Annotated in this window: 17 protein-coding genes; 8 read left to right on the top strand and 9 right to left on the bottom strand. The window is 56.7% G+C overall.

All coding sequences use genetic code 11. The features are described from left to right. The first annotated feature begins 178 nt into the window (after positions 1 to 178). The 4 genes from betI (at position 179) to AC4PCC_RS11595 (ending at position 5,041) form a co-directional block, all read left to right on the top strand. Positions 179 to 775, top strand: coding sequence for a transcriptional regulator BetI (gene betI, locus AC4PCC_RS11610; protein ID WP_492124613.1), 597 nt, complete (start codon positions 179 to 181; stop codon positions 773 to 775). A 26-nt stretch (positions 776 to 801) separates the two neighbouring features. Then, positions 802 to 2,259, top strand: coding sequence for a betaine-aldehyde dehydrogenase (betB, locus tag AC4PCC_RS11605; RefSeq protein ID WP_492127503.1), 1,458 nt, complete (start codon positions 802 to 804; stop codon positions 2,257 to 2,259). A gap of 43 nt (positions 2,260 to 2,302) precedes the next feature. Then, entirely contained in the window at positions 2,303 to 3,973 is a 1,671-nt protein-coding gene (gene betA / locus AC4PCC_RS11600; RefSeq protein WP_492124612.1) for a choline dehydrogenase, read from the top strand. A 795-nt stretch (positions 3,974 to 4,768) separates the two neighbouring features. Continuing rightward, on the top strand, positions 4,769 to 5,041 hold the full coding sequence (locus AC4PCC_RS11595) for a hypothetical protein (protein ID WP_492124611.1): 273 nt from the start codon (positions 4,769 to 4,771) through the stop codon (positions 5,039 to 5,041). 36 nt (positions 5,042 to 5,077) lie between these two features. Here the strand turns inward: AC4PCC_RS11595 and nth are convergent, their stop codons facing one another. The 9 genes from nth to ydgT form a co-directional block, all read right to left on the bottom strand. Beyond that, entirely contained in the window at positions 5,078 to 5,713 is a 636-nt protein-coding gene (nth, locus tag AC4PCC_RS11590) for an endonuclease III (protein WP_492124610.1), read from the bottom strand. Further along, positions 5,710 to 6,411, bottom strand: coding sequence for an electron transport complex subunit E (locus AC4PCC_RS11585; protein ID WP_345831415.1), 702 nt, complete (start codon positions 6,409 to 6,411; stop codon positions 5,710 to 5,712). Before AC4PCC_RS11585 ends, nth begins: the two co-directional genes overlap by 4 nt. Further along, entirely contained in the window at positions 6,404 to 7,033 is a 630-nt protein-coding gene (gene rsxG, locus AC4PCC_RS11580) for an electron transport complex subunit RsxG (RefSeq protein ID WP_492127502.1), read from the bottom strand. Before rsxG ends, AC4PCC_RS11585 begins: the two co-directional genes overlap by 8 nt. Next, entirely contained in the window at positions 7,033 to 8,094 is a 1,062-nt protein-coding gene (gene rsxD, locus AC4PCC_RS11575; RefSeq protein WP_492124609.1) for an electron transport complex subunit RsxD, read from the bottom strand. Before rsxD ends, rsxG begins: the two co-directional genes overlap by 1 nt. Beyond that, positions 8,095 to 10,182 (bottom strand): electron transport complex subunit RsxC, encoded by a 2,088-nt coding sequence (rsxC, locus tag AC4PCC_RS11570; RefSeq protein WP_492124608.1) that lies wholly within the window; start codon positions 10,180 to 10,182, stop codon positions 8,095 to 8,097. After that, positions 10,175 to 10,750 carry an electron transport complex subunit RsxB gene (rsxB, locus tag AC4PCC_RS11565; RefSeq protein ID WP_067710435.1) on the bottom strand — a complete coding sequence of 192 codons (576 nt, stop codon included), beginning with the start codon at positions 10,748 to 10,750 and terminating at the stop codon, positions 10,175 to 10,177. The genes rsxC and rsxB overlap by 8 nt, the downstream gene beginning before the upstream one ends. Further along, on the bottom strand, positions 10,750 to 11,331 hold the full coding sequence (rsxA, locus tag AC4PCC_RS11560) for an electron transport complex subunit RsxA (RefSeq protein ID WP_067710437.1): 582 nt from the start codon (positions 11,329 to 11,331) through the stop codon (positions 10,750 to 10,752). Before rsxA ends, rsxB begins: the two co-directional genes overlap by 1 nt. Positions 11,332 to 11,456: 125 nt before the next feature. Continuing rightward, positions 11,457 to 11,900: a DUF2569 domain-containing protein gene (locus tag AC4PCC_RS11555; RefSeq protein ID WP_492127501.1), complete on the bottom strand. Its 444-nt coding sequence runs from the start codon at positions 11,898 to 11,900 to the stop codon at positions 11,457 to 11,459. A gap of 97 nt (positions 11,901 to 11,997) precedes the next feature. Next, positions 11,998 to 12,213, bottom strand: coding sequence for a transcription modulator YdgT (ydgT, locus tag AC4PCC_RS11550; RefSeq protein ID WP_067710441.1), 216 nt, complete (start codon positions 12,211 to 12,213; stop codon positions 11,998 to 12,000). Between the two features lie 499 nt (positions 12,214 to 12,712). Between ydgT and ytfQ the strand changes: the two genes are divergently transcribed. From ytfQ to yjfF, 4 genes are read left to right on the top strand one after another with little or no spacing between them, the layout of a single operon-like run. Further along, a complete protein-coding gene (gene ytfQ / locus AC4PCC_RS11545) occupies positions 12,713 to 13,669 on the top strand; it encodes a galactofuranose ABC transporter, galactofuranose-binding protein YtfQ (RefSeq protein WP_492124607.1) in 957 nt (318 codons plus the stop codon). A 52-nt stretch (positions 13,670 to 13,721) separates the two neighbouring features. Beyond that, positions 13,722 to 15,248: a sugar ABC transporter ATP-binding protein gene (locus AC4PCC_RS11540; RefSeq protein WP_492124606.1), complete on the top strand. Its 1,527-nt coding sequence runs from the start codon at positions 13,722 to 13,724 to the stop codon at positions 15,246 to 15,248. Next, entirely contained in the window at positions 15,241 to 16,260 is a 1,020-nt protein-coding gene (ytfT, locus tag AC4PCC_RS11535; protein ID WP_492124605.1) for a galactofuranose ABC transporter, ATP-binding protein YtfT, read from the top strand. The genes AC4PCC_RS11540 and ytfT overlap by 8 nt, the downstream gene beginning before the upstream one ends. Beyond that, positions 16,253 to 17,257 (top strand): galactofuranose ABC transporter, permease protein YjfF, encoded by a 1,005-nt coding sequence (gene yjfF / locus AC4PCC_RS11530; RefSeq protein WP_492124604.1) that lies wholly within the window; start codon positions 16,253 to 16,255, stop codon positions 17,255 to 17,257. The genes ytfT and yjfF overlap by 8 nt, the downstream gene beginning before the upstream one ends. Positions 17,258 to 17,265: the final 8 nt, after the last annotated feature.

Genomic DNA, 17,265 nt, shown 5'->3' with positions numbered 1-17,265 from the left:
AGGGCGCACAGAGGGGCCGATATTTTCACTATCCGCCAGCCATGCGCTTTTAACCCTGGCTTGTGCTGCTAATATCTCTCAGGGTAATAAATATGCGACAGGGGCATTTTTATTGATTGAACGTTCAATATAAAAACGTTACAATTACCTCTATTCAATCGTTGAAACTAATCAAGCCATGCCAAAAGTTGGAATGAAAGCGATTCGTCAGGCGCAGCTGATCCATGCAACGCTGACGGTGATTGATCGGGTAGGGCTGGCCGACGCCAGTCTGGCCCTGATTGCCAAAGAAGCCGGCGTATCGACCGGAATTGTCAGCCACTACTTTGGTGACAAAAACGGTCTGCTGGATGCCTGTATGCGGCGGATACTTTATGAACTTTATCTGGCGGTGGAAACGCACCGGCAGCAGGCCTCACCGCAGCCTGAGGCACAAATCAGGGCAATCATTGACGGTAACTTCGATGTTTCTCAGGTTACTGCTCCGGTGCTGAAGACCTGGCTGGCGTTCTGGACTAACAGCCTGCATCAGCCGGATCTGCAACGTTTGCAACGTATTAACGACCGGCGGCTGTTTTCCAACCTGACGGCGCAGTTTGCCCGGGTATTGCCCCCACAGCAGGCCCGCGACGCAGGGGCCAGCATGGCCGCATTAATAGATGGACTGTGGCTTCGCATGACGCTTGCGCCACAGCCAATGACGCAGGGCATCGAGAAAGCCCGTGCGCTTTGTTATCACAATCTCGCGCTGTGGCTTAACCGCCCGGCAGACTAACCCCCTAAGGAGGAGGTATGGCAGATATGCAACGCCGTGGACTTTACATTAATGGCCGCGAAGAAGCGGGTCATGGCGAAACATTTACCACCATCAATCCCGCCAACGGTGAGGTTCTTGCAGAAATTACCTCGGCCAGCCAGCAGGATATTGATCGTGCGGTCAGCACGGCAGAGGCCGGCCAGCGCATCTGGCGCGGTTATACGCCTGTTGAACGCAGCCGCGTGCTGTTAAAAGCGGTTGCGCTGCTGCGCGATCGCAATCAGCAGCTGGCCGAACTGGAAACCGCCGATACCGGTAAGCCGCTTAGCGAAACTACCGCCGTCGATATCGTGACCGGTGCTGACGTGCTGGAGTATTACGCGGGTCTGGCGGTAGCGGTGGAAGGTGAATCCATCCCCCTGCGTGACAGCGCGCTGGTTTATACCCGCCGCGAACCGCTGGGCGTATGTGCCGGTATTGGTGCATGGAACTACCCGATTCAGATCGCACTGTGGAAAAGCGCCCCGGCGCTGGCCACTGGCAATGCGATGATTTTTAAGCCAAGCGAGGTTACTCCTCTCAGCGTACTCGAGCTGGCGAAAATTTTCACCGAAGCAGGCCTTCCCGATGGCGTATTTAACGTGGTTCAGGGGGCAGGTGCAGTCGGTCAGGGTCTGAGCCAGCATCCGCGGATCGCAAAAGTCTCCTTCACCGGTGAAGTGAATACCGGTAAGCGCGTGATGGCGGATGCGGCGCTGGCTAACCTGAAGTCAGTCACCATGGAACTGGGTGGGAAATCGCCGCTGATCGTGTTTGACGATGCCGACCTTGAACGTGCGGTGGATGGTGCCATGATGGCCAATTTCTACAGCAGCGGTCAGGTATGCACCAACGGTACGCGCGTGTTCGTACAGCGTTCGCTGCTGCCGGCTTTTGAACAGCGTCTGAAAGAGAAGGTCGCGGGGATCCATATTGGCGATCCGACCCACCCGGAGGTCAACTTCGGTCCGCTGGTGAGCGAAGAGCACTGCCAGAAAGTGGTCTCTTACCTCGATCTTGGTAAAGAAGAGGGCGCACGCCTGCTGGCCGGCGGCTCACGCATTACCGAAGGAGCGATGGCAAAAGGCTGCTACGTTGAGCCAACGGTATTTACCGACTGTCGCGACGATATGCGCATCGTACAGGAAGAGATCTTCGGTCCGGTGATGAGCATCCTGGCCTTTGATGACGAAGAAGAAGTCATCGGGCGTGCTAATGATACGCAGTACGGCCTGGCCGCAGGCGTGTTTACCACCTCGCTGAACCGTGCACATCGCGTTATTCATCAGCTTGAGGCGGGCATCTGCTGGGTAAACAGCTGGGGTGAATCACCGGCTCCGATGCCGGTGGGTGGCTACAAACAGTCGGGCGTTGGGCGTGAGAATGGGCTGGAAACGCTGCACCATTATACGCGCACCAAATCGATCCTGATTGAAATGGGCGACTATCCGTCCGCATTCTGATTTATTGCCGCGGCCGGTATGGCCGCGGCTATCTGGAGGTTTAATGCAGAAATTTGATTATATTATTATTGGGGCGGGTTCAGCAGGTAATGTGCTGGCAACGCGACTGACTGAGGATGCTGACGTATCGGTACTGCTTTTGGAAGCTGGCGGGAAAGACCATCGCCTGGACTTCCGTACCCAAATGCCAGCCGCTTTAGCTTACCCGCTACAGGGTAAACGCTACAACTGGGCATTTGAAACCGATCCAGAGCCTAAAATGAATAACCGCCGCATGGAGTGCGGACGCGGTAAAGGGCTGGGTGGCTCTTCACTGATTAACGGCATGTGTTACATTCGCGGTAACGCGATGGATTACGATAACTGGGCAAAAAAAGAGGGGCTGGAGAACTGGTCCTATCTCAACTGCCTGCCGTACTTCCGCAAGGCGGAAAAGCGCGATATCGGTGAAAATGACTACCACGGCGGCGACGGTTATCTGAGCGTTACGACCCCTAAAAAGGGCAACAATCCGCTGTTCCGGGCGTTTATTGACGCCGCGAAGCAGGCAGGGCACCACGAGACAGACGATTTGAATGGCTATCGTCAGGATGGGTTTGGCCCGATGGACAGAACCGTGACTGCGCAGGGTCGGCGTTCCAGCACCGCGCGCGGTTATCTGGACGTGGCGAAACAGCGCTCCAATCTGACCATCATTACCCATGCACAGACCGATCGGATTTTGTTTAGCGGCAAAACGGCGACGGGCGTTTGCTGGCTGCGTAACGGTAAAGAGGAGCAGGCTGAGGCCACGCGTGAGGTTCTGCTGTGCGGCGGTGCAATTGCTTCTCCACAGATCCTGCAACGCTCTGGCGTTGGTCCGGAAGAGTGGCTGCGCGAGCTGGATATCCCGGTTGTGCATGCTCTGCCGGGCGTGGGACGCAATTTGCAGGACCATCTGGAAGTGTATATGCAGTTCCGTTGTAAAAAGCCGGTCAGCCTCTATCCATCGCTCCAGTGGTGGAATCAGCCTGCTATCGGTGCTGAGTGGCTGTTTAAAGGCACCGGCATTGGCGCGAGCAACCAGTTCGAAGCGGGTGGGTTTATCCGCAGCGATGATAAGCCGGACTGGCCGGATTTGCAGTATCACTTTTTGCCGGTCGCCATTAACTACAATGGCAGCAGCCCGGTTAAAGAGCACGGCTTCCAGGCTCACGTTGGCCCAATGCGTTCAAAGAGCCGGGGACGCGTGAAGCTGACCTCCAGGCATCCGTATGCTGCGCCGTCAATTTTCTTTAATTACATGTCCGAAGAGCGGGACTGGGAAGAGTTTCGCAGTGCGGTTCGTCTGACGCGCGATATTATGCGTCAGTCCGCGCTGGCAGAATACTGTGGTGAAGAGATCCAGCCGGGTGCCGCCGTGCAGAGCGATGAGCAGATTGACGCCTTTATCCGCGATCATGCTGAAACGGCTTATCATCCGTGCGGAAGCTGCGCGATGGGTAACGATGAGATGGCCGTTGTGGATGCAGAAGGGCGCGTGCACGGAATGCAGAATCTCCGCGTGGTCGATGCTTCAATTATGCCGCAGATTACTACCGGTAATCTGAATGCGCCGACGGTAATGATCGCCGAGAAGATGGCCGATCTGATCCGGGGCCGGGCGCCATTGAGCGTTTCCACTGCCGAGTATTACCAGCTTAAGCGTGAGAAAGCGGAAGCTGAGCAGGATTAATCCCCTTCTGTAAGCCGGGCCAGAGGCCCGGTGCACGACAGCCCGGATAAATGTTACCTGCGCGCTGAAGGTTAAGTTTCGTCGCTTACGGGTGGGGTACGGTGCCTGGCGCGCTGAAGGTTAAGTGCCGTCGCTTACGGGGCGGGCGCGGTGCCTGGCGCGCTGAACGTTAAGTGCTATCGCCGACGGGGGGGACCCGGTGCCTGGCTCGCTGAAAGCTAAGTGCTGTCGCCAACGGGTGGTGCCCGGTGCCTGGCGGTCCTCACGCCGCGCGTTGCGCGGTTCCTTCGCTTCGTTCGTCGACTTTCCGGACCGGGTATGACGGGACATCCCTGTCCCGACATGCCCTTGTGCCAGCATCCCTGCTGGCCCATCCGGGTCTTCCTCTCTGCGCTCAGCGCTGCGGATTGCCTGTCACCGGGCCCCACCCGTCTGCTTATTGCATTGTGCTGGCTGCGGGTAGGAGCGGTTCCGGGGGTTACATAAACTCTTTAGGCTGGTTTGGAAGAGGAAGAACCCTGCAAATAAGAAAATCTTTGTGTTAAAGACTCAGAGCCATCGGCTGGGCAGGCGCTATCAAATGCACATTATTAAATTACCTGCTAGTGGGCCGGGCGGGCTACAAAGCCCGAGTGTTAATAGGGCTTAACTGGAAGTCGTGCTGATGATACCTGCGGAGAGCTAAACGGTTTTACTCAAAGCAGCTCAGCAGCCTGAGAGGTGGATAATCCCTGCGGGTGACGGGCATTCCGCAGCGCTGCGGCGCAGACGGAAGGCCAGGCGAGGGCAGCAGGGATGCTGCCCTCAGGGAGCGGCGGGCAGGGATGCCCGCTCGCGACCGGGCCGTCCGGCCTGGAGTCGGAGCCAAAGGCACCACGCGGAGCGTGGCGTGAGGACGCCCGGCACCCGCAGGGATTATCCACCGGTATCGCAGGTATTGCAGCCGACACAACAACCGACAAGCACAGGGATTATCCACCGGTATCGCAGGTATTGCAGCCGACACAACAACCGACAAGCACAGGGATTATCCACCGGTATCGCAAGTATTGCAGCCCAAACAACTAACCGACACAGCAGATATCACCCCTGCACCACTAAAACCTAAAGCTCGACCTTCTCTTTATACTCGCACAGATCTTCAATAATGCATGACCCGCAGCGGGGTTTACGTGCGATACAGGTATAACGGCCATGCAAAATAAACCAGTGATGGCAGTCAACCCTGAACTCCTTCGGCACCACCTTCAGCAGCTTATCTTCAACCTGCTCAACGTTTTTGCCGGGAGCAAAGTTCGTGCGGTTACAAACGCGGAAAATATGCGTATCGACGGCAATAGTCGGCCAGCCAAAAGCAGTATTCAACACCACATTGGCGGTCTTACGGCCTACGCCAGGTAGTGCCTCCAGCGCCTCGCGATCCTCTGGAACCTCGCCCTGATGCTTTTCCAGCAAAATACGGCAGGTCTTAATCACGTTCTCTGCCTTACTGTTAAACAGCCCGATAGTCTTAAGGTAGGTTTTTAACTGATCTACCCCCAGCGACAGAATGGCAGCCGGGGTACTCGCCACCGGATAGAGTTTCGCGGTGGCTTTATTGACGCTGACGTCGGTGGCCTGCGCAGAGAGCAGCACCGAAATCAGCAGTTCAAAAGGGGTGGTGAAAACCAGTTCCGTGGTCGGGTGGGGATTGTTTTCTCGTAGCCGACTCAAAATCTGCTGTCGTTTATCCTTGTTCACAGCGGGCTCGCTTCTCCTTCAGGCAATGTCTTCGCTTCCTTTTCTGCAGCCAGCGCTGCGCGCGCTTTCATTTTATTATCAATAAGATACTTCGCTGCCAACAGCATGCCCAGACCGATAAAAGCGCCAGGCGGCAGCATGGCAAGCAGCATGGGCGAATCAAAATGCACAACCTGGACGCGCAGCACTTTCGCCCAGGGGCCCAGCAGCTGATCGGCGCCGTTAAAAATGGTGCCGTTGCCAATGATTTCGCGAATTGAACCCAGTACCACCATTACGCTGGTCGCACCCAGCCCAATCGCCATGCCGTCGAGCGCAGAGAGCGGGACGCTGCTTCTTGAGGCCACCGCCTCCGCACGGCCAACTACAATGCAGTTGGTAACAATTAGCGGGATGAATATGCCTAAAGACTGATAGAGGCCATAGGCATAGGCATTAATCAGCATCTGCACGCAGCTGACCACGGCGGCAATAATCATCACATAAATGGGAATGCGGATATCGGCAGGCACCCAGCGTCGTGAGGCGGAAATTGCGCTATTAGTACAGGTCAGCACCAGCGTGGTCGCCAGTCCAAGTCCGAGGGCGTTAGTCGAGGTCGATGTCACCGCCAGCAGCGGGCAAAGTCCCAGCAGCTGTACCAGCGCCGAGTTATTTTTCCACAGTCCGCCGATAAGTAGCGTTTTTGCTTCACTCATTGGAATCTCCACAGGCTGGCAGCGAGCCTATCTGCTCGGGCAGCGTTTCAATATATAGCGTGGTGCGTTTTACCGCATTCACCACGGCGCGGGGCGTAATGGTAGCGCCGGTAAACTGGTCGAAATCCCCGCCATCTTTTTTAACCGCAAAGTGAGGATCGTCCTGACCATGCAATCGCTTACCGTTAAAACTGTTTATCCAGTTAGAAATACGCAGCTCTATTTTGTCACCCAGGCCCGGCGTTTCATGGTGCTCCACCACCCGGGTTCCCAGTACAGTGCCGCTAAAATCTGCACCCACTATCATCTGAATAGCTCCAGAATACCCGTCCGGCGCGGTGGTCTCAACCGCTGCGGCCACGGGCTTGTCATCTTTTCGCGCCAGATAGAGGTGGTGAGGACCATTACCCAGTGCCGCATTCGTCACGATATAGCACTCATGCTGAATGGCATTATTGTACATTTCCGGCGGCACCACCTGATCGAGCAGTATTTTCTGCTGCACCGCAGTCTGGTGTTCAATGGTCGGCTTCGTCACCGCATTAATAACCGCCGTCAGGCCGGTAGTGACCGCAGCAAACAACGCCAGCGTCACGCCGTTTTTTCTTATGGCATCCAGCATCATTTCTCCTTGCGGTGGCCGTATACGCGTGGCTGCGTATAGTAGTCGATCAGCGGTACGGTAATATTCGCCAGCAGAACCGCAAAGGCCACGCCGTCCGGATAGCCGCCAAAGCTGCGAATCAACCAGACCAGCAGGCCAATCAGCACCCCATAGACCAGCCGACCTTTATTGGTCGTCGAAGCCGTAACCGGGTCGGTGGCGATGAAAAAGGCACCGAGCATGGTCGCGCCGGAAAACAGATGAATAACCGGGGACACCAGGCTGTGAGGTGAGAAGAGCCAGCCAAGGGTAGAAAACAGCGCCAGTGAGAGCACGATGCTAACCGGAATATGCCAGCGAATGGTGTTGGTCCACAGCAGGAACAGTCCGCCCAGCAGATAGCCAACGTTTACCCACTGCCAGCCCAGGCCAGCGATAACGCCGCCGTAGACAGGCTGCGCCAGCAGCTGTTCGGCGTGATGTCCGGCGCGCAGGCCCGTTTTGAAGGTATCCAGCGGCGTAGCCTGACTAATGCCGTCAATCCCCACCTGCAACTGCTGCATGCTATGGCCATCCAGCGTATGGGCGTGGAAAATCATACTCAGGGTATCCATAAAGCCCGGCGTGATTGTCTGCAGCGTATCGGGCGGAAGCCAGCTGGTCATCTGTACGGGAAATGAGATTAGCAGAACCACATAACCGACCATCGCCGGATTAAACGGGTTCTGGCCCAGGCCACCATAGAGTTGCTTAGAAATCACTACGGCAAACACGGTGCCGATAACAATGATCCACCAGGGCGCAAGGGGCGGAATACTGACGCCCAGAAGCAGGGCGGTCAGTAAGGCTGAATTATCACCCAGTGTTTTTGCCAGGGGCAGGCGGCGCAGCTTCAAAATAATCGCTTCTGCTCCCATCCCGGCCGCGGCGGCAATGATCACCTGAATAATGTTGCCCCAGCCAAAAAAATACCACTGTGCGGCAAGGCCAGGGATCGCTGCGAGGAGCACCAGCAGCATAATCGTACTGGTGCTGCGTTGATTGTGTGTATAGGGCGAACTAGCGATGCGAAAAGCCATTTAATCCTCTTGCGTAGAATGCTGCGCTTTGCGCGCTTTAGCGCGAGCGATGGCGGCCGCCACCGCCGCTTTACGGGGATCGTCAGCGTGTTCTGCCGCTCCCTGGGTGTTATTTACCGCATCGGTTTGCTCCGCAGCGGCGGCTTTCTTCGCTTTGGCGCGCGCAATGGCGGCTTCGACGGCGGCCTTACGCGGGTCGACGGGCGCGTCCCCGGAAGCGTCGGGCGCGTCATCGGAAGCGACGGGCTGCTCCGCAGCGGCGGCTTTCTTCGCTTTGGCACGCGCAATGGCGGCTTCGACGGCGGCCTTACGCGAGTCGACGGGCGCGTCGGGCGCGTCATCGGAAGCGACGGGCTGCTCGGCGGCGGCGGCTTTCTTCGCTTTGGCGCGCGCAATGGCGGCTTCGACGGCAGCCTTACGTGGGTCATGCGCCTGTCGGGTGGCAGGTTCGGTTTCCGCCTGGGTCTCTGCCTGATGCGCACGCGCCTGCGCTTTACGCGCATCCCGCTGCATACTGGCTATCTCAGGCGTCGTTTCGCCAGCCGCATGCTGCGTTGTGGTATCGTCGGCAGCCAGTTTCTTCGTATTCACCCGCTCAATCGCGGCCTCAATCTCAGTTTGAGCGCTGTCGCTGACGGTGCGTTTCGCCTGCTGATGTCGGGCTTCACGCGCCAGTTTTTCACGCTCAAGACGCTGCTGACGGGCTTCAAAGCGGATTTTCGCCTGGGCGGTACGCTCAGCCTCAAGGTCAATGGCACGAATTTCGGCCTTCTCCTGACGATAATACTGCACCAGCGGAATATTGCTGGGGCAGACCCAGGCACAGGCGCCGCATTCAATGCAGTCGGCAATATTATGCTCGCGCGCTTTGTCGTGATCGCCCCCACGGCTGTACCAGTAAAGCTGTTGCGGAAGCAGGGCAGCGGGGCAGGCATCGGCACAGGCGCTACAGCGTATGCATGATTTCTCGGGTTCGCTATCGCCCATTTCACTAGCTGAAGGGGCCAGAATGCAGTTGGTGATTTTCACCACCGGCACGTTCAGCGCGGGGAGGGTAAAGCCCATAAGCGGACCGCCCATGACCACCATCTGACCAGGACCGGGCGTGAAGTCGGCGTTATGCAGCAGATGCGCGATCGGCGTGCCGATGCGGCCCCACACGTTACCCGGCTGTCCCACGGACTCGCCAGTCAGCGTGACCACCCGCTCCGTCAGCGGCTCGCCGTCGATAATGGCGCGCTTCACTGCATAGGCGGTGCCCACGTTCTGCATAAGCACGCCAATATCCGTCGAACGACCGCCGTGAGGCACCTCAATGCCGGTCAGGATCCTGGTCAGCTGTTTGGCACCGCCGGACGGATACCGGGTAGGAACGACGCGGATTTCCATATCCGTGGCACTGCCCAGCGCTTTTTTCAGCGCGGCTATCGCGTCAGGTTTGTTGTCTTCAATACCAATCAGCACGCGTTCAGATTGCAGCACCCAGGCGAGAATGCGGCTGCCTTCAATCACCTCGTCGGCGCAGTCCTGCATCAGCCTGTCGTCAGCGGTAATATAGGGTTCGCATTCGGCGGCATTGATAATCAGCGTTTTAACGCCGCGCAGGCCGCCTTTCAGCTTGGTCGCGGTCGGGAAGCCCGCACCGCCAAGTCCCGCCACGCCAGCCTGATGAATACGCTCCACCACTGCGCTGCGCTCCGCCTGGCGGTAATCGGCCAGCGGCTGACGCTCACACCAGCGGTCTTCGCCGTCGGCGCGAATGAAAATGCACATCTCGGCCAGCGCGGAGGGGTGCGCGGTCATATGTGGCGCAATGCTCTCAACGGTGCCCGAGGTGGGCGCATGGACCGGCAGCATTCTGCCCCGGCCAAACGTCAGCGGCTGACCGCGCAGGACGCGATCGCCGGGGCTGACCAGCAGTTCACCTTCATGACCAATATGCTGCTTAATGGGAATGATGAACTGCTCAGGCAGCGGAAGCTGACGCAAAGGCGACCCGTTTGACTGGGTTTTCATTTCCGGCGGATGAATACCGCCCTGGAAATCCCAGATCGGTTCTTTTTTAAAGAGTTTGAACAGATTACGCATGGTTTTCCACAGGGATAGTCCTGATCGGGATGCTGTGCAGATCCCACTTCCAGTTTGCCGTGGTGGTGGCAACAGGCCTCATCTCGATACAGTCAGTAGGGCAGGGAGCAACGCAGAGATCGCAGCCGGTGCAGACGTCGCTGAGCACGGTGTGCATGGCGCGTGTCGCGCCGACGATAGCGTCAACCGGGCAGGCCTGGATGCATTTGGTACAGCCAATGCAGTTCGCTTCATCAATCCAGGCAACCTTACGCTCAGGCTCGCGGGCGGCCTCATCGCCGAGCGGCTGAGGCTCCACGTTCAGCAGCGTGGCCAGCTTAAGCATGGTTTGCTCACCGCCGGGCGCGCATTTGTTGATCATCTCTCCGTTGTTACCCACGGCGTCAGCGTACGGGCGGCAGCCAGGGTAGCCACACTGACCACATTGACTCTGCGGCAGGATGGCATCGATCTGCTCAACGATCGGGTCCTCTTCCACCTTAAAACGGCGTGAGGCGTAGCCCAGCAGCGCGCCAAACAGCAGGCCGAGTGCGCTCAATACGGCAATAGCAATCCAGACTGCGCTCATCAGAACTTCACCAGCCCGCTAAAGCCCATAAAGGCCAGCGCCATCAGGCCCGCTGTGACCAGCGCAATAGAGGATCCTTTGAACGGGGCGGGCACATCGGCCAGCACCAGGCGTTCACGGATCCCGGCGAACAGGACCATCACCAGTGAAAAGCCAAGCGATGCGCTAAAGCCATACAGCGCGGCCTGCAAAAACGTGTGGTTGAGGTTAACGCTAAGCAGCGGAACGCCCAGCACGGCGCAGTTAGTGGTGATTAGCGGCAGGAAAATACCCAGCAGGCGGTAGAGGTCGGGGCTGGTTTTACGCACCACCATTTCTGTGAACTGAACCACCACCGCAATCACCAGGATATAAGCCATGGTGCGCAGATAAACGAGATCCAGCGGCAGCAGAATAAGGTGGTTTACCAGCCACGCGCAGATTGAGGCCAGGGTGATAACGAAAGTGGTTGCGAGTCCCATGCCAATAGCCGTCTCCAGTTTTTTGGAAACGCCCATGAAGGGACAAAGGCCGAGAAACTTCACCAGAACGAAGTTATTCACCAGCACTGTACCAATAAAAAGAAGCAGGTAATCGGTCATTATTACGCCTGATAAAAATGAAAAGCCGCCTATTATCGGGTATAGACGGCAGCAGAACAACCTCTCATCACTAAGGATATCCTCTTAGCGCACGGACGATTAAATTTCTGACGTTTTTTTCCGCATCAGGATTCAATAAAGGTGTTTTTGACGCGCGCTGAGCGTTTGAAATAGGGCACAAATAGCGCCGCCGCCAGCAGCGAAAGCAGAAGCGCGCGCAGAGCCGCATCGTCGCTCACCGGTGAGAACGCAAAGGTTTTCATTGCCAGCACCACGGTTAGCAGCAGCCAGATTATATAGTGGCGGGGCAGACGGCGCGATCGTCGGCAGAATATCCACGTAACCCAGAGGCTGTAACCCAATACAACCAGCGACGTTAACAGCGAAATACTCCACTGCAGCGCAAAAGCATGGGTGTTAGTGAAAAGCGCAGCGCGCAGCGCCGGCGTGAGCAATGCGCTCAGATACATGGCAACCATCAGGCCGCTGGTGAGCATGGTCATAATCAGCCAGGCAAGAGGGACCAGAAGGAGTCCGGAGATTCGCACTTTACTGTCATCAGACACAATATTTCCTTAGCAAAACGGCGATGCGCACCCCCGATATTATCCCCAGCTGGGCGCCGGGGCAGAGGTAAAAACAGGCCAGTTCATTGACAGGTGAAACTTACACCACATAGCGCCAGACCGATTTAGGCACCTGGCCCAGGTCAAACAGGCGGCCACCGGACGCCAGCTCGGCCCGTCGATGGTCGGCAGCACGGTACATATTTATGATGTCGGCACTGTTGGTCAACGAGTAGTTCAGATGATCAAACAGTTTTTCCAGGCTTTCCAGCGAGCTAACTTTACGAAATTTTAACAGATAATCGTGGACAGTCATGATGATCGTCAGGGGGTAATAATTATGAGGGAACCAGTATAAAGATCGGTGGGCAGCTGTCCAGAGAGTGACGGGGCAATTACCTGTAAATTCTGAATAAAACCTGCAATAAGGCCGAAATTTTGCTCAGCGATGGCTGCTATTTACTCATCCCCCGTTTCAGATGGCCGTGCTGGCTGCGGCACAGCTCACAAAACATGAAAATAACTGCTTTCCTGCCGGACTAAAATAGCTATTTAAAATCCCACACTTCATCTGTAATCGTTTCCATCACGCGAAGTGATAAATGATTCTCTTTATTACATTTATTTAACATTACCTTCAGTGTGCAGCCGCATTTGTCCATAGAGACAGCAGATAAATGCAGCTGCCGATCCCGACGTAACGTCTTTTATTAAATGCGTTTTGTGAGCATTGTCGAAAATGTTTTTTCGACTTTAGTCCAGGCTTAAGCCGGGTTTTATCCTGGACAACGACATCCCCTCAGAGGAAAGAAAACATGTGGAAGCGTTTACTTTTAACCACCCTTATCAGTGCCAGCCTGTCCGCTTATGCCGCGGCAGAGTCGATGACGGTGGGCTTTTCGCAGGTGGGCTCCGAATCGGGCTGGCGTGCGGCAGAAACCAGCGTAGCGAAAAGCGAGGCTAAGAAACGCGGGATTACGCTAAAAATCGCCGACGGCCAGCAGAAGCAGGAAAATCAAATTAAGGCGGTACGCTCTTTTATCGCGCAGGGTGTAGACGCAATTTTTATCGCCCCGGTGGTACAGACGGGCTGGGAGCCGGTGCTGGAAGAGGCGCGCGAGGCGAAAATCCCGGTTTTCCTGCTGGACAGGGCCATTGTGGTTAAAGATAAGTCGCTCTATATGGCCGTGGTCACCGCAGATAACGTTTACGAGGGCAAACTGATCGGCGACTGGCTGGTAAAAGAGAGAAACGGCAAACCCTGTAATGTGGTTGAGCTACAGGGTACGGTCGGGGCCAGCGTAGCCATTGACCGGAAAAAAGGCTTTGCGCAGGCCATCGCCGGCGCGCCGGGTATTAAAATCGTGCGTTCGCAGTCCGGCGACTTCACCCGCAGCAAGGGTAAGGAAGTCATGGAGAGCTTTATCAAGGCGGAGAACAACGGTAAAAATATCTGCATGGTGTTCGCCCACAATGATGATATGGCAATTGGTGCCATTCAGGCGATTAAGGAAGCGGGTCTTAAGCCCGGTAAAGATATTCTGACCGGTTCCATTGACGGCGTGCCGGATATTTATAAAGCCATGCTGGCGGGGGAGGCCAACGCCAACGTTGAACTGACACCGGATATGGCAGGGCCGGCCTTTGATGCGCTGGAGAAGTTCAAAAAAGAGGGGACCGTGCCGCCCAAAATCATCAAAACGGAATCCCGTTTATTCCTGCCTGCCGATGCACAATCTCAGGCCGACAAGAAAAAAGGAATGAGTTACTGATCCCCGAGCCGCCCGCATCAGGGCGGCTTTTTTATGGTAGAGGCGAAGCCGTATGACTCTGCAACACTCTTCTCCATCGCCGCTGCTGAGCATAAGCGGCGTCAGTAAACTTTTTCCCGGCGTTAAGGCACTGGATAACGTCTCCTTTGACATCCGGCCCGGCGAAATTATGGCGCTGCTAGGCGAAAACGGCGCCGGAAAATCGACCCTGATTAAAGTGCTGACCGGCGTTTATCAGCGTAATGCGGGCACTATTCTGCTGTCAGGCCGGGAGATTAGCCCACACAGCACGGCAGATGCGCAGGCCATGGGCATTGGCACGGTTTATCAGGAAGTGAATCTGCTGCCGAATATGTCGGTCGCCGATAACCTGTTTATTGGTCGCGAGCCACGCCGGCTGGGGTTCATCAACCGGCGTGCGTTAATACAAAACGCCAGAACGCTGCTGCGCCGCTATGGTTTTGAACTGGATGTCACCCGTCCTCTGGGTCAGTATTCGGTGGCGATGCAGCAAATCATTGCCATCTGCCGCGCCGTCGATCTCTCGGCTAAGGTACTGATCCTTGATGAACCGACCGCCAGCCTGGATGCCAGCGAGGTGACAATGCTCTTCACGCTGATGCGGCAGTTGAAGGATCGCGGCATGAGCCTGATTTTTGTTACGCATTTCCTCGATCAGGTTTACAGGATCAGCGATCGCATCACCGTGTTACGCAACGGACAGTTTGTTGCCAGCCGGGACACTGACGGGCTGGCACAGATTGACCTGATAAAACTGATGCTGGGGCATGAGCTGCTGGAGACTGCCCTGCAGCGCGCAGGAAGCACCCTGAAAAGCAATCAGCCCGTGGTCGAATTCAAAAATTACGGCCGGAAGGGAACGATTGCACCCTTTACCCTCAGCGTGCGCCCCGGCGAAGCGGTGGGGCTGGCAGGGCTGCTCGGCTCCGGACGTACCGAAACGGCCGAGCTGCTGTTTGGCATCAGACGTGCCGACAGCGGTAGCGCTTTCGTTAAGGGTAAAAAGCGGACGATCCGCACGCCAGCGCAGGCGTCCCGTCTGGGGATCGGTTTCTGCCCCGAAGATCGTAAAACTGACGGTATCATTGGCGCGGCATCGGTGCGTGAAAATATCATCCTCGCTCTGCAGGCACAGCGTGGCTGGCTCAGGCCGATAAAAAAACGGGAGCAGCAGGAGATTGCCGGTCGCTTTATCAAAAGCCTGGGCATCAGGACGCCTGATGCGGAACAGCCCGTTGAATTGCTCTCCGGCGGCAATCAGCAAAAGGTGCTGCTGTCGCGCTGGCTGGTGACCCGGCCACAGTTTCTCATCCTGGATGAGCCCACGCGCGGGATTGACGTCGGCGCGCATGCCGAAATCATCCGTTTGATCGAGTCACTCTGTGCGGACGGGCTGGCCCTGCTGGTTATCTCTTCCGAGCTGGAAGAGCTGGTGGGCTATGCGGATCGGGTGGTGATCCTCCGGGATCGCCAGCAGGTGGCTGAAATTGGGCTGGAGCACCTTTCGGTTTCGTCAATCGTCGGGGCCATTGCAGCCGGAGGACACCAGCATGCCTGAATCCTCTCCCGTCCCGGCTAAGATGCAACGGTATAAACGCAGACTGCCTGCGGGGATGCCGCAAATTGCCGCGTTAATTCTGGTGTTGATTGTCGACAGCCTGGTTGCCAGTAACTTTTTTGCGATTCACCTGCAGGATGGCAGGCTGTTCGGTAGCCCGGTCGATATTCTTAACCGCGCCGCTCCGGTTGCACTGCTGTCGATCGGTATGACGCTGGTGATCGCCACCGGCGGGATCGATCTCTCCGTCGGTGCCGTAATGGCCATTGCGGGTGCCACGGCGGCCACGCTGACCGTTTCCGGCCACGGGCTGCCAACGGTTATTCTGGTGACGCTCGGCAGCGGGGTACTTTGCGGATTATGGAACGGCATGCTGGTTGCATTACTGAGAATTCAGCCGTTTGTCGCGACGCTGATTCTGATGGTGGCCGGGCGTGGCATTGCGCAGCTGATTACCCAGGGGCAAATCGTCACGTTTGACAGTGAGTCACTGGCGCGGATAGGGAGCGGCACGCTTTTGCTGCTGCCGGTGCCGGTCTGGATAACGCTGGCCGTGGCGCTGCTGGTCTGGCTGTTCTGTCGTAAAACGGCGCTGGGGATGTTTATCGAGGCGGTGGGGATCAACCTGCGCGCTGCGCGCAATGCCGGCGTCAACGGCTGGCTGATTGTGATGTCGACCTATGTGATTAGCGGGCTGTGCGCGGCGGTGGCGGGGCTGATTGTTGCGGCAGATATCCGTGGTGCCGATGCGAATAATGCGGGGCTTTGGCTGGAGCTGGATGCCATTCTGGCAGTGGTAATCGGCGGGGCATCGCTCATGGGTGGCCGCTTTAACCTGCTGCTCTCGCTGGTGGGCGCGCTGATTATTCAGGCGATGAATACCGGCATTCTGCTGTCAGGTTTCCCGCCGGAATTGAATCAGGTGGTGAAAGCCGTGGTGGTGATGGTGGTGCTGCTGATTCAGACGCCGCGCGTTATTCAATTATTTAAACGAGGGGGCAAAGGTGATTAAACGTCATCTGCCGTTGATGATTACTTTGCTGGTATTCGTCGCAGGTTATCTTTTTTGTCTGGCGCAGTTTCCCGGCTTTGCTTCCACCCGGGTGATTGCCAATATCCTGACGGATAACGCCTTCCTCGGCATTATTGCGGTCGGTATGACGTTTGTAGTTCTCTCTGGCGGCATCGATCTGTCGGTTGGGGCGGTGATCGCCTTTACCGGCGTTTTTCTGGCGCGGGCGATTGGAGATTATCATCTGGATCCCTGGCTGGCATTCGCGCTGGTGATGGTTATGGGGGCCGCATTTGGCGCCATGATGGGCTGGCTGATTGATGCCCTTAAAATTCCGGCTTTTATTATTACCTTAGCCGGGATGTTTTTTCTTCGCGGCAGCAGTTATCTGGTGGCGGAGAGTTCAATACCCATCGACCATCCGCTGTATAGCACGCTGTCGGGCATGGCGTGGAGGCTTCCCGGTGGCGGGCGGTTAAGTCTGCTGGCGGTGATTATGCTGGTGGTGGTGGGGTTCGGCATTGTACTGGCACACCGCACCCGCTTCGGGAATGAGGTTTATGCGATTGGCGGGAATGCGACGTCAGCGCGGCTGATGGGAATTTCGACCCGTAGCACCACGATTCGTATTTATATGCTTTCCTCGGCGCTGGCCACTCTGGCTGGGATCGTTTTTTCCGTCTATACCTCGGCGGGTTACGCGCTTGCGGGCATGGGGGTGGAGCTGGATGCGATTGCCTCGGTGGTGATTGGCGGTACGCTGCTGTCGGGTGGCGTAGGCACGGTGCTCGGCACGCTGTTTGGCGTGCTGATTCAGGGGCTGATTCAGACATGGATTAATTTCGACGGCACGCTGAGTTCGTGGTGGACCAAGATCGCCATCGGGATCCTGCTGTTTATTTTTATTGCGTTGCAGAGGTTGCTGACGGTGATGTGGGACCGCCAGCAGAACGCGCCGGTGAAGCGGGTGACGCCTCAGGCAGGCGTAGGTGAATGAGTAGGGCA

It is taken from the genome of Erwinia sp. L03-1 (assembly GCF_058686115.1).
Note: the sequence above shows the minus strand (reverse complement) of the source record. Positions and strands in the feature narration are given on the sequence as shown.

What these genes read in the sequence shown, in the direction of transcription:
- rsxB (WP_067710435.1), bottom strand. Translation starts at nt 10,750, where the DNA reads ATGAGCGCAGTCTGGATTGCTATTGCCGTATTGAGCGCACTCGGCCTG.
- AC4PCC_RS11595 (WP_492124611.1), top strand. Translation starts at nt 4,769, where the DNA reads ATGCTGCCCTCAGGGAGCGGCGGGCAGGGATGCCCGCTCGCGACCGGG.
- rsxD (WP_492124609.1), bottom strand. Translation starts at nt 8,094, where the DNA reads ATGGCTTTTCGCATCGCTAGTTCGCCCTATACACACAATCAACGCAGC.
- ytfT (WP_492124605.1), top strand. Translation starts at nt 15,241, where the DNA reads ATGCCTGAATCCTCTCCCGTCCCGGCTAAGATGCAACGGTATAAACGC.
- betI (WP_492124613.1), top strand. Translation starts at nt 179, where the DNA reads ATGCCAAAAGTTGGAATGAAAGCGATTCGTCAGGCGCAGCTGATCCAT.
- AC4PCC_RS11540 (WP_492124606.1), top strand. Translation starts at nt 13,722, where the DNA reads ATGACTCTGCAACACTCTTCTCCATCGCCGCTGCTGAGCATAAGCGGC.
- betB (WP_492127503.1), top strand. Translation starts at nt 802, where the DNA reads ATGCAACGCCGTGGACTTTACATTAATGGCCGCGAAGAAGCGGGTCAT.
- rsxA (WP_067710437.1), bottom strand. Translation starts at nt 11,331, where the DNA reads ATGACCGATTACCTGCTTCTTTTTATTGGTACAGTGCTGGTGAATAAC.
- rsxC (WP_492124608.1), bottom strand. Translation starts at nt 10,182, where the DNA reads ATGCGTAATCTGTTCAAACTCTTTAAAAAAGAACCGATCTGGGATTTC.
- AC4PCC_RS11585 (WP_345831415.1), bottom strand. Translation starts at nt 6,411, where the DNA reads ATGAGTGAAGCAAAAACGCTACTTATCGGCGGACTGTGGAAAAATAAC.
- rsxG (WP_492127502.1), bottom strand. Translation starts at nt 7,033, where the DNA reads ATGCTGGATGCCATAAGAAAAAACGGCGTGACGCTGGCGTTGTTTGCT.
- ytfQ (WP_492124607.1), top strand. Translation starts at nt 12,713, where the DNA reads ATGTGGAAGCGTTTACTTTTAACCACCCTTATCAGTGCCAGCCTGTCC.
- betA (WP_492124612.1), top strand. Translation starts at nt 2,303, where the DNA reads ATGCAGAAATTTGATTATATTATTATTGGGGCGGGTTCAGCAGGTAAT.
- ydgT (WP_067710441.1), bottom strand. Translation starts at nt 12,213, where the DNA reads ATGACTGTCCACGATTATCTGTTAAAATTTCGTAAAGTTAGCTCGCTG.